22 protein-coding genes and 1 riboswitch are annotated in these 26,942 nt (G+C 63.4%); of the genes, 13 read left to right on the plus strand and 9 right to left on the minus strand.

Annotation, left to right across the window (positions count from 1 at the left end):
* Positions 1-148: 148 nt before the first annotated feature.
* Positions 149-766: a polyhydroxyalkanoate synthesis repressor PhaR gene (phaR, locus tag ABD906_RS06380; RefSeq protein WP_345098664.1), complete on the minus strand. Its 618-nt coding sequence runs from the start codon at positions 764-766 to the stop codon at positions 149-151.
* Positions 767-1,106: 340 nt separating this feature from the next.
* Here phaR and phbB point away from each other — a divergent pair, with 340 nt between their 5' ends.
* The 6 genes from phbB (at position 1,107) to ABD906_RS06410 (ending at position 8,510) form a co-directional block, all read left to right on the plus strand.
* Positions 1,107-1,829, plus strand: coding sequence for an acetoacetyl-CoA reductase (gene phbB / locus ABD906_RS06385; protein ID WP_345098665.1), 723 nt, complete (start codon positions 1,107-1,109; stop codon positions 1,827-1,829).
* Positions 1,830-2,395: 566 nt separating this feature from the next.
* The gene (locus ABD906_RS06390) at positions 2,396-5,359 is read left to right on the plus strand and encodes a helicase-related protein (RefSeq protein WP_345098666.1); all 2,964 of its coding nucleotides are present in this window, start codon (positions 2,396-2,398) and stop codon (positions 5,357-5,359) included.
* A gap of 12 nt (positions 5,360-5,371) precedes the next feature.
* Positions 5,372-5,749, plus strand: a complete 378-nt coding sequence (locus ABD906_RS06395; protein WP_345098667.1) for an RNA-binding S4 domain-containing protein — start codon at positions 5,372-5,374, stop codon at positions 5,747-5,749.
* Positions 5,750-6,091: 342 nt separating this feature from the next.
* Positions 6,092-6,430, plus strand: a complete 339-nt coding sequence (gene fdxA, locus ABD906_RS06400; RefSeq protein WP_345098668.1) for a ferredoxin FdxA — start codon at positions 6,092-6,094, stop codon at positions 6,428-6,430.
* 363 nt (positions 6,431-6,793) lie between these two features.
* On the plus strand, positions 6,794-7,384 hold the full coding sequence (locus tag ABD906_RS06405) for a CarD family transcriptional regulator (RefSeq protein ID WP_345098669.1): 591 nt from the start codon (positions 6,794-6,796) through the stop codon (positions 7,382-7,384).
* Between the two features lie 271 nt (positions 7,385-7,655).
* Positions 7,656-8,510 (plus strand): RNA polymerase factor sigma-32, encoded by an 855-nt coding sequence (locus ABD906_RS06410; protein ID WP_345098670.1) that lies wholly within the window; start codon positions 7,656-7,658, stop codon positions 8,508-8,510.
* A 32-nt stretch (positions 8,511-8,542) separates the two neighbouring features.
* On the opposite strand, the gene ABD906_RS06415 is transcribed toward ABD906_RS06410, so the two are convergent.
* The 5 genes from ABD906_RS06415 to acnA all read right to left on the minus strand — a co-directional run bounded on the left by ABD906_RS06415 (position 8,543) and on the right by acnA (position 16,464).
* Positions 8,543-10,003 carry a M48 family metalloprotease gene (locus tag ABD906_RS06415; RefSeq protein ID WP_378188242.1) on the minus strand — a complete coding sequence of 487 codons (1,461 nt, stop codon included), beginning with the start codon at positions 10,001-10,003 and terminating at the stop codon, positions 8,543-8,545.
* A 168-nt stretch (positions 10,004-10,171) separates the two neighbouring features.
* On the minus strand, positions 10,172-10,924 hold the full coding sequence (gene thiQ / locus ABD906_RS06420) for a thiamine ABC transporter ATP-binding protein (RefSeq protein WP_345098671.1): 753 nt from the start codon (positions 10,922-10,924) through the stop codon (positions 10,172-10,174).
* Positions 10,908-12,521 (minus strand): thiamine/thiamine pyrophosphate ABC transporter permease, encoded by a 1,614-nt coding sequence (thiP, locus tag ABD906_RS06425; RefSeq protein WP_345098672.1) that lies wholly within the window; start codon positions 12,519-12,521, stop codon positions 10,908-10,910. The genes thiQ and thiP overlap by 17 nt, the downstream gene beginning before the upstream one ends.
* Complete coding sequence (gene thiB / locus ABD906_RS06430) at positions 12,521-13,549, minus strand: thiamine ABC transporter substrate binding subunit (RefSeq protein ID WP_345098673.1); 1,029 nt, start codon at positions 13,547-13,549, stop codon at positions 12,521-12,523. The genes thiP and thiB overlap by 1 nt, the downstream gene beginning before the upstream one ends.
* Positions 13,541-13,654, minus strand: a riboswitch (TPP riboswitch). It overlaps the preceding gene by 9 nt.
* 119 nt (positions 13,655-13,773) lie before the next feature.
* Positions 13,774-16,464 (minus strand): aconitate hydratase AcnA, encoded by a 2,691-nt coding sequence (acnA, locus tag ABD906_RS06435; RefSeq protein WP_345098674.1) that lies wholly within the window; start codon positions 16,462-16,464, stop codon positions 13,774-13,776.
* Between the two features lie 275 nt (positions 16,465-16,739).
* Between acnA and ccmA the strand changes: the two genes are divergently transcribed.
* The 5 genes from ccmA to ABD906_RS06460 all read left to right on the plus strand — a co-directional run bounded on the left by ccmA (position 16,740) and on the right by ABD906_RS06460 (position 19,658).
* Positions 16,740-17,348 (plus strand): heme ABC exporter ATP-binding protein CcmA, encoded by a 609-nt coding sequence (gene ccmA, locus ABD906_RS06440; protein ID WP_345098675.1) that lies wholly within the window; start codon positions 16,740-16,742, stop codon positions 17,346-17,348.
* Positions 17,349-17,402: 54 nt separating this feature from the next.
* Positions 17,403-18,065: a heme exporter protein CcmB gene (ccmB, locus tag ABD906_RS06445; RefSeq protein WP_345098676.1), complete on the plus strand. Its 663-nt coding sequence runs from the start codon at positions 17,403-17,405 to the stop codon at positions 18,063-18,065.
* A gap of 93 nt (positions 18,066-18,158) precedes the next feature.
* Positions 18,159-18,923, plus strand: coding sequence for a heme ABC transporter permease (locus ABD906_RS06450; protein WP_345098677.1), 765 nt, complete (start codon positions 18,159-18,161; stop codon positions 18,921-18,923).
* Positions 18,920-19,084: a heme exporter protein CcmD gene (gene ccmD, locus ABD906_RS06455; protein WP_378188238.1), complete on the plus strand. Its 165-nt coding sequence runs from the start codon at positions 18,920-18,922 to the stop codon at positions 19,082-19,084. The genes ABD906_RS06450 and ccmD overlap by 4 nt, the downstream gene beginning before the upstream one ends.
* Positions 19,085-19,100: 16 nt before the next feature.
* Positions 19,101-19,658 carry a DsbE family thiol:disulfide interchange protein gene (locus tag ABD906_RS06460; RefSeq protein ID WP_345098678.1) on the plus strand — a complete coding sequence of 186 codons (558 nt, stop codon included), beginning with the start codon at positions 19,101-19,103 and terminating at the stop codon, positions 19,656-19,658.
* Positions 19,659-19,892: 234 nt separating this feature from the next.
* On the opposite strand, the gene typA is transcribed toward ABD906_RS06460, so the two are convergent.
* Together typA and ABD906_RS06470 are read right to left on the minus strand one after the other, a co-directional pair.
* On the minus strand, positions 19,893-21,716 hold the full coding sequence (gene typA, locus ABD906_RS06465) for a translational GTPase TypA (RefSeq protein ID WP_345098679.1): 1,824 nt from the start codon (positions 21,714-21,716) through the stop codon (positions 19,893-19,895).
* Between the two features lie 544 nt (positions 21,717-22,260).
* The gene (locus tag ABD906_RS06470) at positions 22,261-24,312 is read right to left on the minus strand and encodes a M3 family metallopeptidase (RefSeq protein WP_345098680.1); all 2,052 of its coding nucleotides are present in this window, start codon (positions 24,310-24,312) and stop codon (positions 22,261-22,263) included.
* Positions 24,313-24,454: 142 nt separating this feature from the next.
* Between ABD906_RS06470 and ABD906_RS06475 the strand changes: the two genes are divergently transcribed.
* Together ABD906_RS06475 and ABD906_RS06480 are read left to right on the plus strand one after the other, a co-directional pair.
* Positions 24,455-24,895, plus strand: a complete 441-nt coding sequence (locus ABD906_RS06475; protein ID WP_345098681.1) for a MarR family winged helix-turn-helix transcriptional regulator — start codon at positions 24,455-24,457, stop codon at positions 24,893-24,895.
* 22 nt (positions 24,896-24,917) lie between these two features.
* Complete coding sequence (locus tag ABD906_RS06480) at positions 24,918-26,150, plus strand: multidrug effflux MFS transporter (RefSeq protein WP_345098682.1); 1,233 nt, start codon at positions 24,918-24,920, stop codon at positions 26,148-26,150.
* Positions 26,151-26,251: 101 nt separating this feature from the next.
* Here ABD906_RS06480 and ABD906_RS06485 read toward each other — a convergent pair whose 3' ends face one another.
* Entirely contained in the window at positions 26,252-26,896 is a 645-nt protein-coding gene (locus ABD906_RS06485) for a carbonic anhydrase (protein ID WP_345098683.1), read from the minus strand.
* Positions 26,897-26,942: the final 46 nt, after the last annotated feature.

A 26,942-nucleotide genomic window follows, 5' to 3' on the forward strand; every position in this document is an offset into this window, starting at 1 on the left:
GTGGGCCCTGCTTTCGTGTGCCCGCTTGAAACTTCTGGGCTGATGCAGTCCGGCTGCCGGCGGCAGCGGTTCCGGGAAACTCGGACACCGCTCTGATGGTCGATCGGATGTGTGTGCTGGATGCCGCGCGCGGTGCGGTGTGCAGGGGTTACTTGGTCAGCGAATCGATCTTGCGCTGCATAGCGGCGAGCTGCTCGCGAAGCTCCTGAAGCTCCGCGCTGGTCGGTCCGCCATTGGCCTTCTGGGGCTGAGGCTCTTCCTTCTTCTTTTCTTCCTTCTCCTGCGCGGGCGGCGGCTGCGGTGCGAAGAAGCGCATCGCCTCCTGGAACATCTGGATGTTGCGCCGCGTCGTCTCCTCGATTAGCGACATTGGCACGGTGAAATCCATGAAGTCCTTACCGCCGAAGGCCTGCTGCATCTGCTCGCGCATGCGCGCCTGTTCCTTGGCAAACAGCTGCATTGATTGCTCCAGGAACGATGGAACGACCGTCTCCATCTGGTCGCCGTAATAGGAGATGATCTGGCGAAGGAAGGAGATAGGCAGAAGATTCTGGCCTTCGCGGTTGTTCTCCAGCTCGAAGATGATCTGCGTCAGGACGGAATGCGTTAGGTCCTCGCCCGTCTTCGCGTCGCGGACAACAAACTCCTCTTTGCGCCTCACCATCTGGGCAAGGTCTTCCAAGGTCACGTAGGTGCTCGTACCCGTATTGTAGAGCCGGCGATTCGCGTATTTCTTGATGATCACCGGTTCGTTCTTTTCGGGCATAAGGGCCTCCCCCTGAACGCATGTATTCAGACCCGGCAGCGGGCCGTCAGGTTGGCAAAAATAGGCGCAACCGGGTCGGGAATGGAAGGGCAATTATCGCCTCCATTCAAACATATTAGCGCAGTTCATGGTGCGCTGCAAAAAAACCGCCTGAGGATATCGTTATCACCGGGGAGCCGCATGGCTCGCGGCGGCGCCCATGATTGAAAACCGCAAGAAGCACAACGGGCTCGCGCGTTCGCGGCGTTCCGCGATCTTCCTCCTGTTGTGACGATGCACTAGCCCCTGGCATGCGACTTGCTGTATTGGCTTGCGCGATAACAGGAGCAGAGGAAACGTCATGGCGCGAGTGGCTGTCGTAACAGGAGGTACCCGGGGCATCGGTGCGGCCACGGCGCTTGCCCTGCGGGAAGCGGGGTACAGGGTTGCGGTCACTTTCGTGGGGAGTGTCGAGGCCTCGGCTGAATTTGCCAACCGGCATGGCCTGTCGGCCTATCGTTGGTCGGTGACCGACTACGAAGCCTGCGTGAAGGGAATCGCCCAGATCGAGGCCGATCTTGGCCCGGTGGAGGTGCTGGTGAACAATGCCGGCATTACGCGCGACGCCATGTTCCACAAGATGACCCCCGAAGCCTGGCATCAGGTGATAGACACCAATCTCACCGGCGTCTTCAACATGACCCATCAGGTTTGGGGCGGTATGCGCGAACGCGGCTTTGGCCGCGTCATCAACATCTCATCCATCAACGGCCAGAAGGGGCAGATCGGGCAGGTGAACTACTCCGCAGCCAAGGCCGGCCTCATCGGCTTCACCAAGGCGCTGGCGCAGGAAGGTGCGCGCTTCGGCATTACCGTCAATACGATCTGCCCCGGCTACGTTGCCACGGAAATGGTCCGGGCCGTGCCGGAGCAAGTGCTTCAGAAGATCGTCGACCAGATCCCGGTTGGCCGTCTTGGCGAACCGGAGGAAATTGCCCGCTGCGTGACCTTCCTGGCGTCGGATGAGGCAGGCTTCATCACCGGTTCGACCCTGACGGCGAACGGCGGTCAGTATCTGGTCTGATGAATTGACGGCCAGCTGCGCCGCCACATGGCATCCGTCGGTGAACCCGTTTCGCGCGGCTTCCACCGGAAAGCACGTGCTTCCTGTGGACACGTTGTGCATAAGCTGTTCATGACCGGTGCATTATTTTTCGCCAAACCCAACGCTTCGCAGAAGATAATCCGTCCATAAGCGATTCGTCGCCGATTCGTTCTGCTTTTGACCCCGGTCGGCCCTCCGGAAACGGAAGATGTAAAGACATCGGAAACTTTTCTTAATAAAATTAACGATTTAAGCCGACTTGGCGATTTCCCGCCTGGGCCGGGCGATGAAATGGTTAACGCTCAGGCCATAAATTGAGGCTTCAGTTGACCTGTCGATTCAATTTTTCGTAGATTTGTCTGGCATTGCCACAAGATCTGGTGGTGAACATTGCTGGAACTCCTGAGAGTCAGCGATTCGTCGCTGATTCGTTCCAGACTCGTTCCAATGGTTAAGGCCCTTGCATTTGCCTGTTGCTCCCGGGCGTATTTCCTATATGTCTGCGCAAGGCCATACGCATACAAGGGCGCGCGCGAGTGCTTTGAATGAATATCCTGCTTGATAAGAGCAAGACGGTTTCTCTCGATGGTCGGGGAGTGACTGCTGTTCTCGGTCCCACCAACACGGGCAAGACCCATCTTGCCATCGAGCGGATGGTTGCGCACTCGTCGGGCGTGATCGGCCTGCCGCTGCGCCTTCTTGCGCGCGAGGTATACACGAAGGTGGCGGCTCGCGTGGGTGTGGGCAACGTTGCGCTCATCACCGGCGAGGAGAAGATCATCCCGCCGAACGCGCGCTATTCCGTCTGCACCGTCGAGGCTCTGCCGCGCCAGACTGATGCGGCCTTTGTCGCCATCGATGAGGTTCAGCTGGCTGCCGACCTCGAGCGCGGTCACATCTTCACCGACCGCATGATCCACCTGCGCGGACGTGAGGAAACGCTGTTCCTTGGCGCGGCCACCATGCGCGGCATTCTGGAGCGCCTGTTCAAGGGCATTTCCATCATTAGCCGTCCCCGCATGTCGGTGCTCACCTATGCGGGATCCAAGAAGATCACGCGGTTGCCGCGCCGTTCGGCCATCGTGGCCTTCTCCGCTGACGAGGTCTACGCCATCGGCGAGCTGATCCGCCGCCAGCGCGGTGGCGCAGCCATCGTTCTTGGCGCCTTGAGCCCGCGCACCCGCAATGCCCAGGTCGAGCTCTACCAGTCGGGCGATGTCGATTATCTGGTTGCCACCGATGCCATCGGCATGGGCCTCAACCTCGACGTGGACCATGTCGCCTTTGCCCAGAACAGCAAGTTTGACGGTTTCCATTACCGTGAACTGACGGCAGCGGAACTTGCCCAGATCGCCGGCCGTGCCGGCCGCCACACGCGCGATGGCACCTTCGGCGTCACCGGCCAGGTCGATCCGTTCCCGGATGCCCTGGTGGAAGCCATAGAGACCCACCGTTTCGATCCGGTGAAGGTGCTTCAGTGGCGCTCTGCGGATCTCGATTTTTCCAGCATCGACGCGCTCCGGATCTCTCTGGACCGTCCCCCGGCCATCGAAGGTCTCACGCGTGCCCTGCCGGCCACCGACCAGCGTGTCCTCGAGTACCTTTCCCGCGAGGACGACATCCGGTCGCTCGTTTCGGGGCGCGCCCGCGTCCAGTTGCTCTGGGACGCCTGCGCTCTGCCTGACTACCGCAAGATCGCGCCGGCCCAGCACGCCGAGATCGTTGGTGCGATCTTCCGCGACCTCGTGCGCTACGGTCACGTGGATGAGGATTACATGGCCAGCCAGGTCGCCAAAGCCTCATCGACGGAAGGCGAAATTGATACGCTTTCGCAACGAATTGCCCAGATACGGACCTGGACGTTTGTTTCCCACCGTCCTGGCTGGTTGTCTGATTCGACACACTGGCAGGAAAAAACGCGCGAGATTGAGGATAGACTGTCCGACGCGCTGCATGAACGATTGACGAAACGGTTCGTTGATCGCAGGACATCTGTGCTGATGAGGCGCCTTAGAGAGAACGCAATGCCGGAAGCAGAAATCAACCCGTCGGGCGAAGTGCTCGTTGAGGGACATCATGTTGGTGAAATGCAGGGGTTCCGGTTCACGGCCGACCGAACCGCTGAGGGAGAAGATGCCCGTGCGGTGAAAGCCGCGGCTCAGAAAGCCCTGGCGGCGGAGTTCGAGCTGCGGGCGGAACGGTTCGCGGCCGCGCCGAACGGCGATCTGGCCCTGGGATCCGACGGCATCCTGCGCTGGCTCGGGGCGCCCGTCGGTACGCTCGTCGCGACCGACGACGTGCTGAAGCCCAGGGTTGTCCTGCTGGCGGATGAGCAGCTCACCGGCGCAGCCCGGGACAAGGTAGCCGCCCGCGCCGAGCGCTTCGTCAACTACCAGATCGAGACGCATCTGAAGCCCCTGCTCGATCTGCGCGATGCTGAAACTCTCACCGGCACGGCCCGCGGACTTGCCTTCCAGCTTTCCGAGAACTTCGGCATCCTGAACCGCCGCGATGTCGCTGAGGAAGTGCGCGCTCTCGACCAGGATGCGCGTGCTGCGCTTCGCCGTCTCGGCGTGCGTTTCGGCGCCTACCACATTTTCGTCCCCGCGCTCATCAAGCCGGGTCCGGCCGGCCTTGCGACGCTTCTCTGGGCCCTCAAGAACGATGCCCGCGAGAAGCCCGGTTACGGCGATGTGGTGGCTGCCCTTGCAGCCGGCCGCACATCCATCGTCACCGATCCGCAGTTCGATCGCGCCTTCTACCGTCTGGCCGGTTTCCGCAATCTCGGCCGCCGCGCGGTCCGCGTCGACATTCTGGAGCGCCTGGCCGATCTCATCCGTCCGACCCTGGGCTGGAAGCCCGGCAGCGGCAAGCGCCCCGAGGGCGCCTATGGCAACGAAAGCTTCGTTGTGACCCCGGCCATGATGTCCATTCTCGGCGCCACTGCCGAGGACATGGAGGCCATCCTGAAGGGGCTGGGCTACCGCGCCGAGGCCAAGCCGGCTGAAGAGGTTCAGGCACATCTGGCCGCGCTGGGCGCGACCGAGACTGCCCCTGCAGCCGAAGCCAAGCCGGCACCTGCGGCCGAAACCACTCCGTCGACAGAAGAGGGAGAGCAGTCATCTGCAGCGGCAGCCGAGGAAACGGCCGGCGAGCAGCCTGCCGCTGAAGCTCCGGCTGCTGAGACCGCCACGCCCACGACGGAGGAGGCCGCTGCCACCGCTCCCGCAGGTGAGCCCGCCGCCGAGGAGGCTCCGAAGCCCGTTCTGGTCTGGCGTCAGGCCCGCTTTGAACGCCGCCCGCAGCCGCAGCGCGACCGCAAGGCCGCCGAAAAGAGCCGCAACAGGGATGCTCGTCCGGCCGAGGGCCGGGGCCAGGATCGCCCGAAGAAGGGCGAAGGCAAGAAGGGCGATCAGCGCCGTCCGAAGCGTGAGGAACGTCCGGTCAAGATCGACCCGAACTCGCCCTTTGCCGCTCTTGCTGCCCTGAAGGAACAGCTTCGCAAGTAGGAGACCGTCCGCGTGCCCGCCGAAGGACGCCAGAGAATAGACAAATGGCTGTTCTTCGCGCGGGTGGTGAAGTCCCGCACGCTTGCCGCCAGGCTCGCCCAGGGCGGCAGGGTCCGTGTCAACCGCAACAAGATCGACCAGGCCTCCTATCAGGTGAAGGTGGGCGATGTGCTCACGATCACGCTGGACCGGCGCATCCTCGTCTATCGCATTCTCGACACGGGCGAACGCCGCGGCCCGGCCTCCGAGGCCCGGCTGCTCTATGAGGATCTCTCCCCTCCCGAGCCGCCCAGGTCCGAGGCGGAAGCCGGTCCGGTACGCGAGCCGGGAGCGGGTCGGCCGACCAAGCGCGAACGCCGCCAGCTCGACCAGCTGAAGGGAAGACCATAGCCCTCCGGGTATGCGCCGAGGAGGTACGCCCCGGTAGCGCACCTCGACCCGAAAAACGGTCCCTCAGGGTTGTTCGTTGGCATGGTGTAGATGCATTGCGGGGATGGGCATCCTCGTCGGGATAACCGGTACCTGCAAGAATTTGCGGGAAATCAAGATCCGGTAAGGCTATATGGAATAATGAACACGCCAACCAAAGGGGTTCGGCGGATACCTTTCCCGCTGGCGTGAGCAAGCCGCCTCGCTGCGTTGTTGTGCATCGCGATGTGCGTACTTGCCATCAGGCGTCAAAGGGTCTACCTGAACGCCCGAGCTTCCACAGACACCCCGCAGGAGCACGAAATGACCTATGTCGTGACGGACAATTGCATTCGGTGCAAATACATGGATTGCGTTGAGGTGTGTCCCGTCGACTGTTTCTATGAAGGCGAGAACATGCTCGTGATCCATCCGGACGAGTGCATCGATTGCGGCGTGTGCGAACCGGAATGCCCTGCGGAAGCCATCAAGCCGGACACCGAACCCGGCCTTGAAAAGTGGCTCGAAATCAACGCCAAGTACGCCGCCGTCTGGCCGAACATCACCGTGAAGCGCGAACCTCCGGCCGATGCCAAGGAAATGGACGGCGTGCCGAACAAGTATGAGCAGTATTTCTCGCCGAACCCCGGCCAGGGCGACTGAGACAGGTCGCTGAGACAATAATTCCCGCTGCGGCGCTTTGCCGCATTATGATGGGGTAGTAAGCTTCCGCTTCTACCCTACATTTTGCATGCGCGAAAAATTGAATTTCGCGCCTTCTTATGTTAATCTACGGGTGTATGTCAGTAAAGAACGTCTTGACGGCGCGAACATCTTAATCACGAAAAGTGGAGTTGCCTTGTTTACAAGGATGCTTGAACCTGGTCTTCGCGCGCAAGAGTTCACCTGCCTCGGCAGACGGATGAAACGAATTCACCTCCGTTACTGCGTTTAGTCATCAAGCAGCATGACACCCAGGGTGGCTGAGCGATTGCTGCTGCCACCTGCAACAGGAGTTTTAGGCGTATGGCAACCCAGCAGCAGAAGAAAGTGGCACACAAGTCCGGGTTCAAGACAGGCGAGTTCATCGTGTACCCCGCTCATGGCGTGGGTCAGATCGTGAACATCGAGAGCCAGGAAGTTGCCGGTCACACACTGGAGCTGTTCGTCATCGACTTCCAGAAGGACAAGATGCGCCTTAAGGTTCCTGTCGCCAAGGCGACATCCAGTGGCATGCGCAAGCTCTCGCAGGAAGACAGCGTCGAGAAGGCGCTGAAGATTGTTCAGGGCCGTGCCCGCGTGAAGCGCACCATGTGGTCGCGCCGCGCCCAGGAGTATGACGCCAAGATCAACTCCGGCGATCTCATTCTCATCGCCGAGGTCGTGCGCGATCTGTACCGCGCCGAGAACCAGCCGGAGCAGTCCTATTCTGAGCGCCAGCTCTTCGAGGCCGCCCTTGACCGCATGGCGCGTGAAATCGCTGCCGTGAATGGCCTGTCCGAGACCGAGGCTGTTCGCCTCATCGAGATGAACCTGACCAAGGCGCCCCGCCGCGGTTCCAAGTCGGACGCCGATGCGGAGGATGCCGAGAAGGACGAGACCGAACAGGCCGCGTAACAACTTTTCGGATCGAAGCGAACGAAAAACCGGGCCGAAAGCCCGGTTTTTTTTGTGGCGGTCTGTCGCCGCGAACCGCTCACAACCTGTTGAACCCGTGGAACCTTCGAAATTCTTCCGTGTTAACACTCACCCGGTGAAATTCCGACACGCCGGCATGAACGCGGTTGCCGGAAAGGGTGTTCGCCACGCTTTCCTGGACCGTGAGAAATCACCCCTTGGAGCATTTCGGCGGTTGGTGAGGTCCGGAATGCTCCCGCAGGAGCGGACAATGCAGGACGGTGGTCGCAGGCTCGTCAAAGCTGCCATGACGGCACCCTATCTGGAGCGCGAACAGGAGCATCTCCTTGCCCGGCGGTGGAAGGAGAACAACGACCTGGACGCGCTTCACGACATCACCATCGCCCACATGCGGCTGGTGATCGCGATGGCTGGCAAGTTCCGCCATTTCGGACTTTCCATGGCGGATCTCGTACAGGAAGGTCATGTAGGGCTCTTGGAAGCCGCAGCCAGGTTTGATCCCTCGCGGGAGGTAAGATTTTCCACCTACGCAAGTTGGTGGATCCGCGCTTCCATGCAGGACTATATCCTTCGCAACTGGTCAATCGTCCGCGGCGGCACCAGTTCCGCCCAGAAGGCGCTGTTCTTCAACCTGCGCCGGCTTCGGGCTCGTCTGCAGAAATTGGGCGGCGGAGAGCCGAGCGAAGAAGTTTACCAGCGCGTGGCCGAGGCGCTTAACGTGACCACCTCCGAGGTTTCGCGCATGGACACGCGCCTTGCGGGCGGCGACACGTCGCTCAACACGCGCCTGAACGGCGACTCGGCCGCGGAGCGCATTGAGTTCCTGGTCTGCGAGGATCCGACGCCGGACCAGGTGGTCTCCGATCGTATCGACAGCGAGCGTCGCGCTCTCTGGCTGCGCCAGGCGCTGAATACGCTGAATGGCCGCGAACTGAAGATCGTGCGGGAACGCCGTCTTTCCGAGGACGGCGCAACGCTTGAGGCGCTGGGCGCCGCTCTCGGCATTTCCAAGGAGCGTGTCAGACAGATCGAATCACGTGCGTTGGAAAAGCTCAGGATAGCCCTCGTGCGGCGCCATCCGGAGCTGGGTCCGCCCGTCGGCTGAGCGGAAAGCATAACCTCGTCAGAGCCCAGATTTCATCGGTCGGTGATGATTTTCACCTTGTCGCCGGCGGACACGTTGCCGCCCGGCCCGAGGCCGTTCAGCACGCGGAAAAGCTCCACCTTGCGGCTCACGCCCGTCATCTTGTTGGCGAGGGTGGCGACCGTCTCACCCGGCTGAACTGTAATGATACGCACGCGCAACGGCTGCAGCGACGCGATCTCCTGCTTTGACAGGACGCGGAAGCTGCTGGCGATGCTGTTGGCCACCTGGTCGAGCCGCGAATTGGAGGCGGGCGCACCGGTGAGCAGACGGTAGACTTGGTCGCCCACGCGCAACACCGTCACCCGGAACTTCCACTGGTCGGCATGGGCCGTTGCCGTCGCTGCCTCGAGGCCGTTCAGTGTCAGCGGCCGGATGGACGCGGGGTCGACGCCTGCGAGCCACGTGCCGCGCAGGTAGTCCGTCATGGAAATGTTGCGGTTGACCGTCACGCCGTCGAAACGGAACGCGAGGTCGCCCGGGCCAGTCGCGATGACCTCACCCGCTGCGTTGTCGAGCTTGAAGTCCTCCGGCACCGAGAAGCCGATTCCGAGCGTCGGATGCAGGAAGCTGTTGCCGCGCACATAGCCCTGCTCAGGCTTGTCGCCGAAGATCAGCCCGTCGATACCGGCCAGGAACTGGTCGCGGTCGGTGACGCCATATCCGGGCGCGCCGAACTGCTCCGCCTGTTGCAGTGCGAGCTCGATGCGCTTCGGTGCGTTAGGGTGCGTCGCGAGGAAGTCGAGGCTGGGATCGGTGGCGCCGCTCACATCGCGCAGCTTCTGGTAGGCGTCCATGGAGCGGATGAAGCGCGCCGCGGCGTATGGGTCAAAACCGGCCCGGCCAATCGAGCGGATGCCGATCACGTCGGCCTCCAGCTCCTGGTTGCGGGAAAACTGCGCGAGCTGCAGCTTGCCGCGCACCACGGCCGCCCGGGCCACCGGGTCCGCGCCGAGCACTTCGGTGACCACCCGGCTGGCAAGCTGCGTCTGCGCTTCGAGTCGCTGCCGCTCCAGGCCGTGGTTGGCTGTCACGTGCGCCATCTCGTGCGCCAGCACGGCCGCTACCTCGGCCGAGTCGTTTGCCAGAGCCAGCAGCCCGCGCGTCACATAAAGGAAGCCGCCGGGCAGCGCGAACGCGTTCACGTTCGGGGAGTCGAGGATGGTGATGCGGTACGTCTGGTTCGGGTTGTCCGGATCGAGCGTCAGCTTGCCGACGATGCGCGCCAGCATGCGCTCGAGTTTTGGATCGGAATATTCGCCGCCGTAGGTCTGCAGGATTTTGGGGTGCTGCCGCGCGGCCATGCTCGCGACGCGGTCGCCGCGCATGACCGTGTCCACCGTCACCGGATCGTGGGGCGGCGTGAAGCTCGATTCGACCAGATCCGTGGTCGCGCAGCCGGCAAGCAGTGCCGCAGCTGCGCACGCTCCCAGGAGCCGCGCTTGCAGTGACAATGCCTTGACGCTTGTTTTCCGGAGACTCGAAAAGCGGTGTGACAGGGATGTGTCCTTTCGATCCAACACGAAGCCGCCCTATGACTCACCTAATAACAGCAACTGGTTCAGGCAAAAAGCAGTCTCCTCAGTTGCCCCGCCACGGTTGATATAGGAACGGACCCTAAATCATACCACGCTTCGGCCACCGAGATAATGCGAGAGTGCCTCCGGGGCGCCTTCGCGCAGCAGTTCCTCTGTTTTTCCTGTGGCAACAATATGACCCTTTTCGATGAACACGAGCGACTGTGCAAGCCGTCGCGCATCCCGCGGATCGTGCGTGACCATCAGGATTGTCATGCGTTGCGCCCGATGCAGCTCCTCGATCAGGTCCAGCATTTCATCCTTGAGCGCGGGCCCCAGTGAGGCCAGCGGCTCGTCAAGCAGAAGGACGGGGTTCTGCTGTACCAGAACCCTCGCCAGCGCCGCGCGCTGCCTTTCCCCGCCTGAGAGCGAGCCCGGAAGCCTGCCGCCCTTTCCCGCAAGTCCCACGCGTTCGATAGCTGTTGCCACGTCCTCCCGGTCCTTCGCGCTGAGCCGCAGCGAAGGCGAGCGTCCGAGCCCCACATTCTGTTCCACCGTGAGATGGGCGAACAGGTTGTTCTCCTGGAAGATCATGGATACGCCGCGCTGGTGCGGCGGAAGCCGCGTCACGTCCCGCGAATCGATCAGGATCCGGCCGGACGAAGGCTGCTCGAAGCCGGCGATGAGGTTGAGCATCGTGCTCTTGCCGGATCCGCTCGGCCCCATCACGGCCACGATGTCGGACGGCTCGACATGCAGGTCGAACCGCATCTCCGTCCCGCCGGGATAGGTGAAAGCCAGCTCCCTGAGGGTCAGTGCGGCACCTTTCGGCCGCATGGTCTCATTCGCGTGCAACATTGGCGCCAGCCTTCTCCCGGCCTGCGATGGCCATCAGGCCCAGACATAGAATTCCGATGAAAAGGGCAAGTCCCGCGGCGTCCGCCGTCCGGTAGCTGCCCATTCGTTGTAGCAGCAGATAGGGCAGAGTCTGCACCTGGTCGCTGCCGAACAGCGCGATCACGCCGAGATCGCCGAGCGAGAGCGCCATCGCGAAAGCGAAGGCAAGCAGCGCCGGCCGCCGCATCGGCGGCCAGTCGATGAGCTTCAGCCGCGCGAATCCGCCGATCCCGAGCGAGGCGCACAGGCGCTCGTGCCTCTGGCTGGCCGCGTCATAAGCTGGACGGATGATCCGCATGGCGAACGGCAGTGCCATCACGGCGTTGACGCTCACCACCATGATCGGGGCGATCTGGAACACATCCACGAAGTTTCGCAGCAGCACGAACCAGCCGGCGCCGATCACGATCGGCGGGATCACCAGCACCATCATGGCGCCATTGTCGAACAGTCGCTCGGTCAGGCCCGGCTTGCCCGCACCGCGCCGGAGTTCCAGCGCACGGCGGGCGATTACCAGCCCGAAGGAAAGTGTGACGCTGAGTGATGCCGCGGCAAAGGCGAGGCCAAGGCTGGTCGCGGTCGCCCGGTGCACCGCATCCTCGCCTGCAAGCCGTGCAAGGTTAGCTCCAAGCCCGGCCGCAACCACCGTCATCATCGGGCTTCCCACGAAGAGCACCGCCAGCGCGATGACGATCGCGTTGAAACCCCTCTCCGGCCCGGTTGGAAACAGCACGCGGCGCGACGACAGTGGCAGGTTGGCGTCCCCGGTCAGCGAAACGCCGAAGCGCGTAAGCAGCCACAACGCCGCGGCGGTCAACACCAGCTGTACGGCCGTCAGTGCCACCGCCCGCTGCGGATCGAAGTCGAAGCGCAGTGCCTGATAGATCGCAACCTCCAGCGTTGTCGCCCCCGGTCCTCCGCCCAGCGTCAGCACGATGGTGAAGGAGGTCACGCACAGCATGAACACAAGGCCCGCGACGCCCGGCAGGGCGGTCCGCAACACCGGCCATTCCACGAACCGGAACGAGGCGAGACTTCCCATGCCGAGCTGCGCGGAAAGCCGCCATTGGTGCGGCGGCACCGTCTCCAGCGCGGCCAGGAACAGCCGCGCCGCCATCGGCAGGTTGAAGAAGACGTGCGCGATCAGGATGCCCGAAAGTCCGTAGGCGCCGGGCCACTGCCAGTCCCAAAGCGCCTTCGCCACCGGCGCGAGGTACCCCGCGCGCCCGTAGAGCGACAGGATGCCGATTGCCGCCACGATCGCCGGCAGCCCCAGCGGCACGGCGAACATCTGCAAAATGAAGCGCCGTCCGGGAAAGTTTGGATGCCGCGCAAGTGCCCGGGCTACCAGCAGTGCCGGCAGCACCGAGAGGAGCGTCGAGAGGGCCGCCTGCCACAAGGTGAACCGCGTTACCTGGAACAGATAGGAGTCGAACAGGGCAGTGCTGCCCGCGGAAGAGGCGCCTTGCATCAACAGACCGGCCAGCGCCCCGCCCACCAGCGCCACGATCAGCGCCAGCGGCAGGGCGCCCGCCGCAATACGCATTCCGGAAGCCATCAGCGGCTCATGACTGCCAACCACTCATCCACCCAGGCGCGCCGCTTTTCGGCCACCTCTTCCGGTGTGAAGAGGAGAGTCTTCGCGGGGTCGATCAGCGTATTGAAGGCTTCGTGCAGCGGCTTGGATGTCTCGCCCGCCGGGAACATCCAGTTCGTCTGCGGGATCGCGTCCTGGAAGCCGGGCCCCTGCATGAACTCGAGGAACTGCTTCGCCAGCGGGTTCTCCACGCCCTTCTTCGTCAGGCCCGCCACCTCGATCTGCAGGTAGTGGCCCTCGGAGAAAGGCAGCGCCACGTACTTGTCCGTGCCCTCTTCGATGACGTGGTAGGCCGGCGAGGTCGAGTAGGAGAGCACCATGGGAGCCTCCCCCTTGGTGAACAGGCCGTAGCCCTCGCTCCAGCCCGGCGTCACCGTCAGCACCTTGTCGCGCAGCTTTTCCCAGGCGGCGGCTGCCTCGTCGCCATAGACGGCCTTCACCCACAGTAGAAGTCCGAGGCCGGGCGTGGACGTGCGCGGGTCCATGATTACGACCTTGAGCCCGCTTTGATCGTCCACCAGCGCCCTAAGGGATTCTGGCGGCGTGATTCCGGAGTCCTTGTTCAAGATAAAGGCGAAATAACTGTAGTCGTACGGTATGAACGTATCGTCTGAGAACTCGCCCGGCACCTTGATACGGGATGTGTCCAGCCCGTGCGGCGCGAACAGCCCTGTGGCCTTGGCCTCGTGCGTCAGGTTGGTATCGAGCCCCAGGACAATGTCGGCCTTGGAGCCTTCACCTTCGAGCCGCAGGCGGTTCAGCAGCGCGACGCCATCGGCGATCGAGACGAACTGCACATCGCATTTGCACGCCTGCTCGAATGCCTTTTCGACCTGGGGGCCGGGGCCCCATTCCGACGTGAAGCTGTCGTAGGTGTAGACGGTGAGATCCTGCGCCTGGGCCGGCTGGGCGGACCCGAGCGCCATTGCCGCGAGCAGGAGGCTCGCGCAGAAGAAGCCACGATGGTGGGAAGAAAGCAGATCGGTCATGGTTCTAATCCCTCCGCCGGTATGACCCGGATCAGGTTCTGCGGGTTGGCACGCTTGCCTCTCAGCCGTGCTGCCCCATGCAGCTCGGCACCCCGTTAGACGGCTCGCAACATAAGCGTCCGCCGCGCCGCGCGCAAGAAGGTGGGGAGTTGCGGCGTCTGGCAAAAAGAAAAGGGCGGGCCCTGTCGGACCCGCCCCCTCTGCGTCTTGCCTTGCGGTGCGGCTTAGGCAGCCAGTGCGCGAAGCACGTACTGCAGGATGCCGCCGTTCTTGAAGTACTCCAGCTCGTCCAGCGTATCGATGCGGCAGAGCAGGGGCACGTTCTTCACGCTGCCGTCGGCGAAGGTGATCTTCGCGTTGAGCGTGGCGCGCGGCTTGAGGTTCTCGATGCCCTCGATCTCGACGATCTCGTCGCCCTTGAGGCCGAGCTCCTTCCAGCTCGTCTCCTCGGCGAAGACGAACGGGATGACACCCATGCCGACCAGGTTCGAGCGGTGGATGCGCTCGAACGACTGCGCGATGACAGCGCGGACACCGAGCAGGTTGGTGCCCTTGGCGGCCCAGTCACGCGACGAACCGTTGCCGTACTCGACGCCGGCGAAGATCACGAGCGGCACGCCCTCCTGCTTGTACCTCATCGCTGCGTCGTAGATGAACATCTCTTCACCCGACGGATAGTGGATGGTGTAGCCACCTTCCTTCGGGTTCTCACCCAGCATGTAGTTGCGGATGCGGATGTTGGCGAAGGTGCCGCGCATCATTACTTCGTGGTTGCCGCGGCGGGTGCCGTACTGGTTGAAGTCGGCCACCGCGACGCCATGGTCGAGCAGGTACTTGCCGGCCGGCGAGGCCACCTTGATGGAGCCCGCGGGCGAGATGTGGTCGGTCGTGATCTTGTCGCCGAACAGGCCGAGGATCCGTGCGCCGCGGATGGAACCCGCCGGGTTCGGAGTCTTGGACATGCCCGCGAAGTACGGAGGATTCCGCACGTAGGTCGACTTCTCGTCCCAGGCGTAGGTCTGGCCGCTCGGGGCGTCCAGCGCCTGCCAGTTCTCGTCGCCCTTGAACACGTCCGCATACTTGGTCGCGTAGAGCTCGCGGGTAACGTTGTTGGCGATGAACTCCTGCACCTCGGCAGCGGTCGGCCAGATGTCGCGCAAGTAGACCGGGTTGCCGTCCTTGTCCTCGCCGAGCGGCTCCTTGGTCAGGTCCTTGCGAACCGTGCCGGCGAGCGCATAGGCCACCACCAGCGGCGGCGAGGCGAGGTAGTTGGCCTGCACGTCGGGCGACACGCGGCCCTCGAAGTTGCGGTTGCCGGAGAGCACCGCGGCGGCGATCAGTCCGTTGTCGTTGATCGTCTTGGAGATCGGCGCCGGCAGCGGGCCGGAGTTGCCGATACAGGTGGTGCAGCCGAAGCCAACCAGGTTGAAGCCCAGCTTGTCGAGCTCCTCCTGCAGGCCGGACTTCTTGAAGTACTCGGCCACGACCTGCGAACCGGGAGCCAGCGAGGTCTTCACCCACGGCTTGGTCCTGAGTCCGCGGCGGTTGGCGTTGCGGGCCAGCAGGCCGGCGGCCATCAGCACGCTCGGGTTCGAGGTGTTGGTGCAGGAGGTGATGGCCGCGATCACCACGTCGCCGTGGCCGAGGTCATAGTTCTCGCCCTCGACCGCATAACGCTTGGCGGTGTCAACGGTCTTCTTGTATTCGGCCTCCAGCGCCTTTTCGAAGTTGCTGGCGATCTCCTCGAGCGGCAGGCGGCCTTCCGGACGCTTCGGGCCGGCCATGGACGGCACCACGTCGCCGAGGTCCAGCTCGATGATGTCGGTGAAGACCGGATCCTGCATGTCGGCATCGCGCCACATGCCCTGAGCCTTGCAGTAGGCTTCGACGAGGGCGATCTGCTCCTGCGAGCGGCCGGAGGTCTCGAGATACTTGATCGTCTCGCCATCGACCGGGAAGAAGCCGCAGGTGGCGCCGTATTCCGGAGCCATGTTGCCGATCGTGGCGCGGTCGGCGGCGGTGGTGTTGGCAAGGCCGGGACCGAAGAACTCGACGAACTTGCCGACCACGCCCTTCTTGCGCAGCATCTGCGTGACGGTGAGCACGAGGTCGGTGGCCGTGACGCCTTCCTTGAGCTTGCCGGTGAGCCTGAAGCCGATCACTTCCGGCAGCAGCATGGAGACCGGCTGGCCAAGCATGGCCGCTTCGGCCTCGATGCCGCCCACGCCCCAGGCCAGCACGCCGAGGCCGTTGACCATCGTGGTGTGGGAGTCGGTGCCCACGCAGGTGTCGGGATAGGCGTAGGTGACGCCGTCCTCGTCACGGGACCAGACGACGCGCGACAGATACTCGAGGTTGACCTGGTGGCAGATGCCGGTGCCCGGGGGAACGACGCGGAAGTTGTTGAACGCCTTCTGGCCCCACTTCAGGAAGCGGTAGCGCTCGCCGTTACGCTGGTACTCCAGCTCCACGTTGCGGGCGAAGGCCTGTGGCGAGCCGAATTCATCGACGATGACCGAGTGGTCGATGACGAGATCGACGGGCACGAGCGGATTGATCTTGCTGGGATCGCCGCCGAGGGCCACCATCGCATCGCGCATTGCGGCAAGATCAACGACGGCGGGCACGCCGGTGAAGTCCTGCATCAGGACGCGGGCGGGCGAATAGGCGATCTCGACGCCAGCCGTGCCGCGGTCCGTGAGCCAGGCCGCCACGGCCTGAATGCTCTCCTTGGTGACAGACCGGCCATCTTCCTTGCGAAGCAGGTTCTCCAGCAGCACCTTCATGGAGAAGGGCAGGCGGGAGACGCCCGCAAGACCGTTCTTCTCTGCCTCCTTCAGATCAAAATAGGTGTACTCCTTCCCACCGACGGTAAGGGTCCGGCGACAATTGAAACTGTCAAGAGAGGTAGACACGTGCGATCCTATCCTGTCGTTGCATCCGAAGGGGAACGGACGTCCTGAGACACGGGTGCTTAGGTGCGGGTACGGCCATTTCCGCTGTCCGCTCCCTGCGTCTCAAGCCGGTAAAGGCGGCTCGCGCGCAGTCATCGGTTTCAAAGGGTCACACCGGCCGCTGGCGTGGTTGACCGCGATATAAAGAATTTTGCAAAAGAGTTCCATAGTGAAAGGACCATTTGTTTCCTCTGAATCGATTAGGGTCGGATCCCTTCTGAAGCGGGAGAAAGATTGTGCAGCTTGCCGTGACGGACCTCGGCGGTGAACGCGGTGGAGAGCCCGTGTTTTCTGGCATTTCCTTCACCGTCGAGGCGGGGTCGGCGCTGCTGGTCACCGGCCCGAACGGCGCGGGCAAGTCGACCCTCCTGCGAATCATCGCGGGCCTTCTGGTTCCCGCCGAAGGCGAGGTGAAGTTTTTGGGCGGTGGCGAGAAATGGGACACTCCGGCCGCGGCCGCCCATTACCTCGGCGCCACCAATGCCATGAAGCCGGCGCTTACCGTTGCGGAGAATCTGACCTTCTGGAGCCGTTTCCTTGGCGAAATCCGCTGCTCGGTCGACGATGCGCTAGAGCAGGTCGGTCTCTGGGACGTGGGCCATCTGCCCTTCGGCTATCTCTCGACCGGTCAGCGCCGCCGCGTTGCCATCGCCCGCCTGCTCATGTGCCACCGGCCGCTCTGGCTGCTGGACGAGCCGACCTCTGGCCTGGATCGCCGCTCCGAGGCCCGCTTTGCCGAACTGATGCGCGGCCACCTCGCGGAGGGCGGCCTCATCGTCGCCGCGACCCATCTACCGCTCGGGCTGGACAACACGCAGGAACTGCAAATGGCGGGTCGCGCATGAGTTCCATCGGCCAATCTCTTCCCGCCGCAGCATTCCCCGCCGGAGGCGCCTGACATGCTTTCCCTCTACCTCCGCGATCTGAAGCTCGCCGCCGGTGCCGGCAGCGGCGCCCTGACCGGAGCGCTGTTCTTTCTCGCGGTGATTGCCGTCATACCCTTCGGCGTCGGCCCGGACCTGAACCTGTTGGCTCGGATCGGCCCTGCCATCCTCTGGATCGGTGCGCTTCTGGCGAGCCTCCTCGGCCTCGACCGCATGTTCCAGACGGACGCGGAGGATGGCTCGCTCGACCTGCTGCTGATGTCCGACAGCCGCCACATGCTGGCGCTCATCGTCTTCATCAAGTGCCTGGCCCACTGGACCACGAGCGTCCTGCCGCTGGTCGTTATCTCGCCGCTGCTCGGCTTGTTCATGAACGTCCCGCCCGTCGGCCTCATGGCGGTGGCCCTCACGCTGCTGGTCGGCACGCCCGCCATCACCTTCATCGGCGCGGTTGGCTCGGCGCTGACCGTGGCGCTGCCGCGTGGCGGCCTGCTGGTCTCTGTCCTCATTCTGCCGCTCACGGTTCCGGTTCTGGTGTTTGGCGTGGCGGCAGCCCGCGGCGCGATCGCTGATCCGGACCCGTTCGTGGCGCCGTTCCTCATCCTCTGCGCGATCACGATCTTCTTCGCCGTCATCGGGCCCTTCGCTGCGGCGCTGGCGCTCCGTAATGCCGAATGATGGTGATTGACACGGCAATTTGATCGAAAGCCCGCGGACCTGCGGCGATTCAAAGTATTTGCAGCAAATGCCGGGGCAGACTATTTACAGCGCATGAGCGACACGACGAAAAAACCTTCGGGAGTGATGGCACTCGCCAATCCGACGCGATTCCTCTCGCTGTCGGACGCACTGCTGCCATGGTTGGGCGGCCTGGCGGTTCTGCTGCTGGCCTTGGGCTTCTACATGGCCTTTACTGCGCCGGAAGACTATCAGCAGGGCATCACGGTGCGCATCATGTACATCCACGTGCCCTTCGCGTGGCTGTCCATGTTCTGCTACACGCTGATGTCGATTTCCGCCCTCGGCACGCTGATCTGGAAGCACCCGCTCGCCGACGTGTCGCTGAAGTCGGCCGCGCCCATCGGGGCCACCTTCACCGCCCTGGCGCTCCTCACCGGCTCCATCTGGGGCAAGCCCATGTGGGGCACCTGGTGGGTTTGGGATGCCCGGCTGACCTCGGTCTTTGTCCTGTTTCTGATGTATCTCGGCATCATCGCGCTCACCCGCGCTCTCGATGATCAGAGCCGCGCGGCCCGCGCCGCCGCGATCCTCACGCTGGTGGGTTTCATCAACATTCCGATCATCAAGTTTTCGGTCGAGTGGTGGAACACTCTGCACCAGCCCGCCTCGGTTCTGCGCCTTGATGGCCCGACCATCCATCCGAGCATGCTCTGGCCGCTGCTCGTGTGCGCCCTGGGCTTCACGCTTCTGTTCAGCACGCTTCACATCATGGCCATGCGCACGGAAATCTGGCGCCGGCGGGTCACCACCATGCGCAAGCTCTCGGCACGCAAGGCGGAAGGAGCCGCATCGTGACCCACGCCGCCTATGTCACTGCAGCTTATCTCGTATCTGCCCTCGCGCTCGTTGGCCTGATGGTCTGGATCCTCGTCGACCAGCGCAGCCAGAAGCGGGCCCTTGAGGACCTCGAGAAGCGCGGCGTTCGCCGCCGCGCCGGCTCGCGCGAGGCGTCCTGATGACGGGAGGCTCTTCGTGAACCGTCGCGGACTTCTGCTTCTCCTGCCGCTGGCGATCTTCCTCGTCCTTTGCGCGGTCTTTCTCGTGCAGCTCATGTCGGGCCGCGACATTTCCGTGGTGCCCTCGGCGCTGATCGGCAAGCCCGCTCCGCTGGTGACGCTCGAGCCGCTGGAAGGAACGAACCTGCCCGGCTTCGATCCGGAGATGTACAAGGGCAGGGTCACGCTCGTGAACGTCTGGGGCTCCTGGTGCGTGCCTTGCCGCCAGGAGCATCCGCAGCTGATGGAGCTTGCGCGGGACAGCCGCATTCAGCTTGCCGGCATCAACTACAAGGACAAGCCGGAGAACGCCCTGCGTTTCCTCAACGAGCTCGGCAACCCCTTTGACGTGATCGGCGTGGACGAGAGCGGCCGCGCGGTCATCGACTGGGGCGTCTATGGCGTACCGGAGACTTTCGTTGTCGGTCCCGATGGCGTCATCCGCTACAAACACGTCGGTCCGCTGACGCAGAAGTCCATTCTCGAGCAGATCCTGCCTGAAATCGACAAGGCGCTGGTATCCTCTACCTCCTGATACCTCGCGCCGCCAGGCACGACCCATTCCCATTGTGGGTCGGTCAAACCATGAGCGTGTCGAAGCAGGAGGGATCAGCCCCCGGCTTCCCGCGTCTACCGCTCACCGTGCCCTTGCCCGGCTGTCCCGATGCGTCGATGGCCCGGCATGAGTGGCTGCTCGCGCTCTGAGCCGCAAAAAAAAGCGCGGCGTTTGACGGCCGCGCTTTCAGTCATCTCAGCGATGATCCGGCGGTCAGGCTGCCGTAGCCTTCTGCTTCTCAAAACGCTTGCGCTCGTTCGGGTCGAGGTAGAGCTTGCGCAGGCGGATGGACTTCGGCGTCACCTCCACCAGCTCGTCGTCCTGGATCCAGGAGAGTGCGCGCTCCAGCGTCATGCGAATCGGCGGGGTGAGCTTCACGGCCTCGTCCTTGCCGGCGGCGCGAATGTTGGTGAGCTTCTTGCCCTTGAGGACGTTGACCTCGAGGTCGTTGTCGCGGTTGTGGATGCCCACGATCATGCCCTGGTAGACCTTCGCGCCCGGCTCGATGACCATCGGGCCGCGCTCCTCGAGGTTCCACAGCGCGTAGGCAACCGCTTCGCCGGCGTCATTGGAGATCAGCACACCGTTGACGCGGCCGGCGATCTCGCCCTTGTACGGCTGGTAGCTGTGGAACAGGCGGTTCATGATTGCCGTGCCGCGGGTATCCGTCAGCAGCTCGGACTGGTAGCCGATCAGGCCGCGCGTCGGCGCCAGGAACACCAGGCGCTGGCGGTTGCCGCCGGACGGACGCAGCTCGACCATCTCGGCCTTGCGCTCTGACATCTTCTGCACGACGACGCCCGCGTGCTCCTCGTCCACGTCGATGACGACTTCCTCGATCGGCTCGAGAAGCGTGCCGTCCTCATCCTTCTTCATCACCACGCGCGGACGCGAGACGGCCAGCTCGAAGCCCTCGCGGCGCATGGTTTCGATCAGCACGGCAAGCTGCAGCTCGCCGCGGCCCGACACGAAGAACGAATCCTTGTCGGCGGATTCCTCGACCGACAGCGCCACGTTGCCCTCGGCCTCCTTGAGCAGGCGGTCTCGGATGACGCGGCTCGTCACCTTGTCGCCCTCAGTGCCTGCGAGCGGCGAGTCGTTGACGAGGAAGCTCATGGTCACGGTCGGCGGGTCAATGGGCTGTGCCTTGAGCGGCGTGTTGACGGAAGGATCGACAAAGCTGTCGGCCACCGATCCCTTGGACAGGCCCGCGATGGCGACAATGTCGCCTGCAACGGCCTCATCGATCGGCTGGCGCTCAAGCCCGCGGAAGGCGAGGATCTTGGAAATGCGACCCGTTTCCAGAACGGTGCCATCCTGCGAGAGAACCTTGATCGTCTGGTTCGGCTTGGCGGAACCGGACAGCACGCGGCCGGTCACGATGCGGCCTAGGAAGTTGTTGGCCTCAAGGATCGTGCCGATCATGCGGAACGGACCTTCCTCGATCTTCGGCTCCGGCACATGTTCGAGGATCAGGTCGAACAGCGGCGCCAGCCCCAGTTCCTTGGGCCCGCTCGGATCGTGGCTCATCCAGCCATCGCGGCCTGATCCATAGAGGATCGGGAAGTCCAGCTGCTCGTCGGTCGCGTCGAGCGCGGCGAAAAGGTCGAACACCTCGTTCACGACCTCGTCGGCGCGGGCGTCGGGGCGGTCGATCTTGTTGATCGCGACGATCGGGCGGAGGCCGACCTTCAGCGCCTTGCCGACCACGAACTTGGTCTGCGGCATCGGGCCTTCGGCCGAGTCCACCAGCAGCACCACGCCATCCACCATGTTGAGGATGCGCTCGACCTCGCCGCCGAAGTCGGCGTGGCCGGGCGTGTCGACGATGTTGATGCGCGTGTCCTTCCAGACAACCGAGGTAGCCTTGGCCAGGATCGTGATGCCGCGCTCGCGCTCGATATCGCCGGAGTCCATTACGCGCTCGTCCACGCGCTGGTTCTCGCGCACCGAACCGGACTGGCGGAGCATTGCGTCTACGAGAGTGGTTTTCCCATGGTCGACATGGGCAATGATCGCAATATTGCGGAGTTTCATGGGTTCTCTTTGGGGGTGTCCGCGCGCAACGCCAGCGCACGATCGGTTATCTATGGCGCGCTCATACAGGTTTTTTCGCGTTTGCGAAAGAGCTTCAGCGCAACGGGCGCCGGCGGCATATCGGCGTAGAAAGCGGCAGTTTCAAGGCCTTGTCGGGCAAATGGCTGATTTTCCGGGCGTCAAGGCTTGTAATGTGGTGCGTTGCCGCCAACCCTGACGTTCCGTCCGACCTCCCAACCTGCGCTTTCAGGCACCGGGCCTGTTTCGCTCAGTCAAGATACCGAAATCGCATTCCTCCTCCGCATCTTGGAGGAGACAAGACTTGGCGCCAGCGTTCCTGCAAATCGCGAACGGGGGGTGAGTTGCGACAACGACAATGCCGCCTTTATCCCCCCATTTGCGGGAGAACCCAACCTCCTGGACTTGGGGGAGCGCACCAAGTCCGTGGAAGCTGGAAGAGGGGGCATCCATCCACCGCAATACTGCGTTGCTTGCCAGGCGCGCAGCCCGACCGAACGTCCGAACCGAAGACGAAGCGGGCGGCCTACACGAGGCCGCGCTTCTCCATCATCGCCTCGGGGCTCGGCATCTGCCCGCGGAAGGCCCTGTAGAGCGCTTCCGGATCGTCCGAACCGCCAGCCGAATAGATGTAGCGGCGCAGCTTCTCCGCTACCTCGGGGTTGAACGGGTCGCCTGTCTCCTCGAAGGCCCGGAACGCATCCGCGTCCAGCACCTCCGACCACATGTAGGAATAGTAGCCGGCCGAGTAGCCGTCGCCCGAGAAGACGTGCAGGAAGTGGGGTGTGGCGTGGCGCGTCGGGATTGCCGACGGTATGCCCAGCTTTTCGAGCGTATTCTTCTCGAACTCGAATGGATCTTCCGGCGCGCTGTCGCGCGAATGGAACGCCATGTCCACCAGCGCCGAGGCCGTGAACTCGACGGTGGCGAAGCCGGCGTCGAAGTTGCGCGCCGCGCGCATCTTCTCCACGAGGTCCAGCGGAATCGTCTCGCCCGTCTCCACATGCCGCATGTGGGACTGCAGCACCTCCGGCACCGTGAACCAGTGCTCGTAGAGCTGCGACGGCAGTTCCACGAAATCGCGCGACACCGACGTTCCCGCAATGGACGGCCAAGTCACGTCGCTGAGCAGGCCGTGAAGCGCATGGCCGAACTCGTGGAAAAGGGTGCGCGCGTCATCGACCGAGAGCAGGGCGGGTTGACCCGCCGGTGGCTTCGCGAAATTGCAGACGTTGTAGATAATCGGCTCCTCGCCCTCGCCCAGCTTGTAACCGGACTGCAGAGCGCTCATCCAGGCGCCCGACCGCTTGGACGGCCGGTTGAAATAATCCGCCAGGAACAGGCCGCGCCGCGAGCCATCCGCGTTGCGGACGATGAAGACGCGCACGTCCTCGTGCCAGGCGGGAATGCCTTTCTGCTCCTCGAACGTAAGCCCGAACAGCTTCTTCGCCACGTCAAAGGCAGCCGCGATTACGCTGTCGAGCGCCAGATACGGCTTCAGCGCACTCTCGTCAAAGGCGAACTTTTCCGAACGCAACTTCTCGGCAAAGTGGCGCCAATCCCAAGCGGCGATCGGCTGGTTCTGCCCTTCGCCGGCGGCGATACGCTGCAGTTCCTTCTCGGTCGCGGCAGCCTTCTCCTTGGCCTTCTCCCAAACCGGCAGCAGCAGGTTCATGACGTTCTCCGGCGTCTTCGCCATCGTGTCGTCGAGCTTGTAGGCGGCGAAGGTCTCGTAACCGAGCAGCTTTGCCTTCTCGGCCCGCAGCTCCAGCGTTCGGCGCACGATCTCGCGGTTGTTGGCCTCGCCGTCATTGGCGCCGCGGGAGATGAAGGCTTTGAGCACCGTCTCGCGCAGGTCGCGCCGTGTGGATGTCGAGAGGAACGGCTCGGCGATGGAGCGCGACAAGGTCACGGCATAGCGTCCCGGCTGGCCCCGTTCCGCCGCGGCGGAAGCCATGGCGCTCTTGAGCGAATCCGGAATGCCGTCGAGATCCTTCTCGTCCAGGAACAGGGCCCAGGAGCTTTCGTCCTTGAGCACGTTTTGGCCGAACTGCGCGCCGAGACGCGCCAGTTCCTCGTTGATGGCGCCGAGCCGCGCCTTAGCTTCCCCATCGAGCTTCGCGCCGCCCCGAACGAAGCGCTTCCACGTCTTTTCCAGAACCCGCCGCGTCTCCTTGTCGAGGTTGAGCGAATCCCGCCGCCCGTACAGCGCGTCGATACGGCGGAACAGGGCGTCGTTCATGTACATGCGGGTGAAGTGCCGTGCGACCAGCGGCGAGATTTCCCGCTCCAGCCTCTGGATCTCGGGATTGGTGTGCGCTCCGGCCAGGCACCAGAAGATGGCGGATGCACGCGACAGGGCCTCGCCTGAAAGCTCCAGCGCAGCCAGCGTGTTCTCGATCGTGGGAGCCGCGCTGTTCGAGGCGATTTGCTCTATCTCCCTCTCATGGGCGTCGAGCGCCGCGCGGAACACGGGCTCGAAATCCTTGTCCTCGATCCGGGTGAAGTCGGGCAGTCCCAGTGGCCCATTCCAGGCCGTGAGAGGATTGGCGGAAAGGTCGATGATCGAATCTGACATGGAAGAAGCACCTGGAACGGAAAAGTGAAATCCTTCCCCTCATCTAGGCGTGCGACAAGGGCGCCTGCAAGGCTTGACAATACGCAAGTCTTCCTACATGGAAATAGTAAGCATTACTTACTATCCAATTTGCAGGACCCTCATGCCCCGCCAGGTTGATCCCGCCGGCTTTGGATTTCTTGTGGCCGATTTGGCCCGTCTGATCCGGGCGGACATTGATCGGCGCATTGAAGCGGCGGGGATCGGCGTGACTCCAGGCGAGGCGAGGGTGCTGGTTTACATCGCCCGCTACGGGAAAGCGCGTCAGAACGTGCTCGCCGAACGTATTGGCCTCGAGGCCATGACGCTCAGTTGCTACCTCGACCGGCTGGAGCGCCAGGGTCTCGTGCAGCGCTCGCCGGATCCGTCAGACCGCCGCGCCAAGCTTGCGGAACTGACGCCCGAGGCCGAGCTCGTCCTGGATGAGATTGTCCGGATTGGCCATGAAGTCCGGCAGCTGGCGCGCGGCGATTTGAGCGAAGAGGAATGGCTTCGCCTTCACGCACAATTGAAGGCGATCCGGCAACATTTTTCCGGCGAGTAGCCGGCAGTCTGGAAGGCAACACATGAATTTGCATCAGGGGGCGGTCGTTTCAGCCCCGCTCATGAGCGAGCGCCGTGTCAGCGTCATTGGCGCTCTTCTGGTCGCGATTGGCCCCATCTCGATGGCGCTCTACACGCCGGCAATGACGGAAATCGTCCGCGCCTTCGGTACCACCGAAGCGGCGGTGAAGATGACGCTGTCCTTCTACTTCGCCGGCTTCGCTCTGGCGCAGCTGATCTGCGGCCCGTTGTCCGACGCTTTTGGGCGCCGGCCGATTGTCATGATCTTCATGGGCATCTATGTGATTGCCAGCTTAATTGCGGTCTTCACGCCTTCGGTCGAGCTTCTGATCTTCTCCCGCTTTCTCCAGGGTATCGGCGCGGCCGTGGGTGTTGCTGTGTCCCGGGCGATCGTGCGCGATCTCTTCACGCACGAGCAGTCCGCCCGCATCATGAACCTGATCGGCCTCATTTTGTCGGTCGGCCCGGCGGTGTCGCCCACCATTGGCGGCCTGATGCTGGAGCTCGCCGGCTGGCACTCCATCTTCCTGCTGATGCTGGGCTTCGGCTTCGTCGTCATCATCGTCACGAAGTTCGCCATGGTGGAGACCGCTCCTGACCGCGATCCTTCCAGGGCAAGCCCGCGCGGCCTTTTCCGGTCCTATTCCAAGCTGTTCCGCACGCCCTATTTCGTGGGTACGGCGCTCATCATGGGTTTGACCTCCGGCACGATGTACACCCAGACAACGGTTCTTCCCTTCGTTCTGATGGATCGTGTCGGCCTGACGCCGACTCAGTTCGGCCTCGGCATGCTGGTCCAGTCGGGCAGCTTCTTCACGGGCACCATTGTCGTCTATTTCCTGATGAGGCGCGTCCGCTCGTCGCGGCTGGTCCCCCTCGGTCTCGCCATCGTTGCACTGGGCAGCCTTGCCCTCTTCGCGATGCTGAACATCATGCCGCCCACCTTCCTGAGCGTCATGATCCCGTCGGCGACCTTCGTTCTGGGCATCGCCTTTGTCATGCCCTACATGATGACCGCCTCAATGGCGCCGTTTCCGCACATGGCAGGTGCTGCGGCTGCTCTCACCGGCTTCATGCAGATGACCTCGGGCCTTGTGGGCGGCCTTATCTGCGCGCTGATCGGCGATCCCGTGGTCGGCATGAGCCTGGTTGTTCCCGCCATGGGCCTTCTGGCTGGCCTGATCTGGTTGGTCTGGCGGCGCCTGCCCGAACCGAAGGTGCAGGTCCGGCCGTGACTCCACGCCGCCCCCTCACGCTGAGCCCGTCGAAGCGTGATGCTGTCGCTGATCTCGGCATTCGCCGGCCGGACGCCTGAGCCCGGCAGGCTTGCTGGTGGTCAATCCAGCGCCGGGCGCTCGAAGTCTCCCGTCTTGGGATCCATCACCCAGAGTTCGCCGGTGCCGATGTCGAACCAGGCGCCGTGAAGCGTCAGCCGGCCCTTTTCTTCAAGGATCGTCACGCAGGGAAACGTGCGCAGGTTCGCCAGCTGGTAGCGGATGGAAATGCGCTCCAGCGTTGTCTGCCGTTCTGTCGGCGTCATCAGCTGGTTGCTGGCGATCGCCTCGGCCGCGGGTGCCAGGAGCGAGATCCACTTCCCGATAAAGTCGCCCGGAGAAAGCGGCTGCGCGGAAGGATTGAGCGCCGCGCCGATGCCGCCGCAGCGGCCGTGTCCCATCACCACAATGTGCTTCACCTTCAGCACCTGCACGGCGAACTCCAGCGCCGCGGAAGTGCCATGGTGGCTGCCATCCGGCGTATAGGGCGGGATGAGGTTTGCCACGTTGCGCACGACGAACAGCTCGCCGGGACCTGCGTCGAAGATCGTCTCCGGCGCCGCGCGCGAGTCGCAGCAGGCGATCACCATCGTGCTGGGCGCCTGGCCTTCCTTCGCCAGCGTGCGGTATCGGCTGCTTTCGGCGCTGTAACGGCCGGACATGAAGTTGCGGTAACCGTTCAGCAGATGCTCGGGAAGATGGGTCATGCGAAGCCGGAACCTTTCCGTTGATGCTGCGGGGCAGCTTTCCGAG

Origin of the sequence: Chelativorans composti, assembly GCF_039541695.1 — a bacterium.
In the GTDB taxonomy this organism is placed as follows: domain Bacteria; phylum Pseudomonadota; class Alphaproteobacteria; order Rhizobiales; family Rhizobiaceae; genus Chelativorans; species Chelativorans composti.

Excerpts from the sequence above, each read along its gene's own strand:
- phaR (WP_345098664.1), bottom strand. The coding sequence starts at position 766 with ATGCCCGAAAAGAACGAACCGGTGATCATCAAGAAATACGCGAATCGC.
- phbB (WP_345098665.1), top strand. The coding sequence starts at position 1,107 with ATGGCGCGAGTGGCTGTCGTAACAGGAGGTACCCGGGGCATCGGTGCG.
- ABD906_RS06390 (WP_345098666.1), top strand. The coding sequence starts at position 2,396 with ATGAATATCCTGCTTGATAAGAGCAAGACGGTTTCTCTCGATGGTCGG.
- fdxA (WP_345098668.1), top strand. The coding sequence starts at position 6,092 with ATGACCTATGTCGTGACGGACAATTGCATTCGGTGCAAATACATGGAT.
- ABD906_RS06405 (WP_345098669.1), top strand. The coding sequence starts at position 6,794 with ATGGCAACCCAGCAGCAGAAGAAAGTGGCACACAAGTCCGGGTTCAAG.
- ABD906_RS06410 (WP_345098670.1), top strand. The coding sequence starts at position 7,656 with ATGCAGGACGGTGGTCGCAGGCTCGTCAAAGCTGCCATGACGGCACCC.
- thiQ (WP_345098671.1), bottom strand. The coding sequence starts at position 10,924 with ATGTTGCACGCGAATGAGACCATGCGGCCGAAAGGTGCCGCACTGACC.
- thiP (WP_345098672.1), bottom strand. The coding sequence starts at position 12,521 with ATGGCTTCCGGAATGCGTATTGCGGCGGGCGCCCTGCCGCTGGCGCTG.
- thiB (WP_345098673.1), bottom strand. The coding sequence starts at position 13,549 with ATGACCGATCTGCTTTCTTCCCACCATCGTGGCTTCTTCTGCGCGAGC.
- ccmB (WP_345098676.1), top strand. The coding sequence starts at position 17,403 with ATGCTTTCCCTCTACCTCCGCGATCTGAAGCTCGCCGCCGGTGCCGGC.
- ABD906_RS06450 (WP_345098677.1), top strand. The coding sequence starts at position 18,159 with ATGAGCGACACGACGAAAAAACCTTCGGGAGTGATGGCACTCGCCAAT.
- typA (WP_345098679.1), bottom strand. The coding sequence starts at position 21,716 with ATGAAACTCCGCAATATTGCGATCATTGCCCATGTCGACCATGGGAAA.
- ABD906_RS06470 (WP_345098680.1), bottom strand. The coding sequence starts at position 24,312 with ATGTCAGATTCGATCATCGACCTTTCCGCCAATCCTCTCACGGCCTGG.
- ABD906_RS06475 (WP_345098681.1), top strand. The coding sequence starts at position 24,455 with ATGCCCCGCCAGGTTGATCCCGCCGGCTTTGGATTTCTTGTGGCCGAT.
- ABD906_RS06480 (WP_345098682.1), top strand. The coding sequence starts at position 24,918 with ATGAATTTGCATCAGGGGGCGGTCGTTTCAGCCCCGCTCATGAGCGAG.
- ABD906_RS06485 (WP_345098683.1), bottom strand. The coding sequence starts at position 26,896 with ATGACCCATCTTCCCGAGCATCTGCTGAACGGTTACCGCAACTTCATG.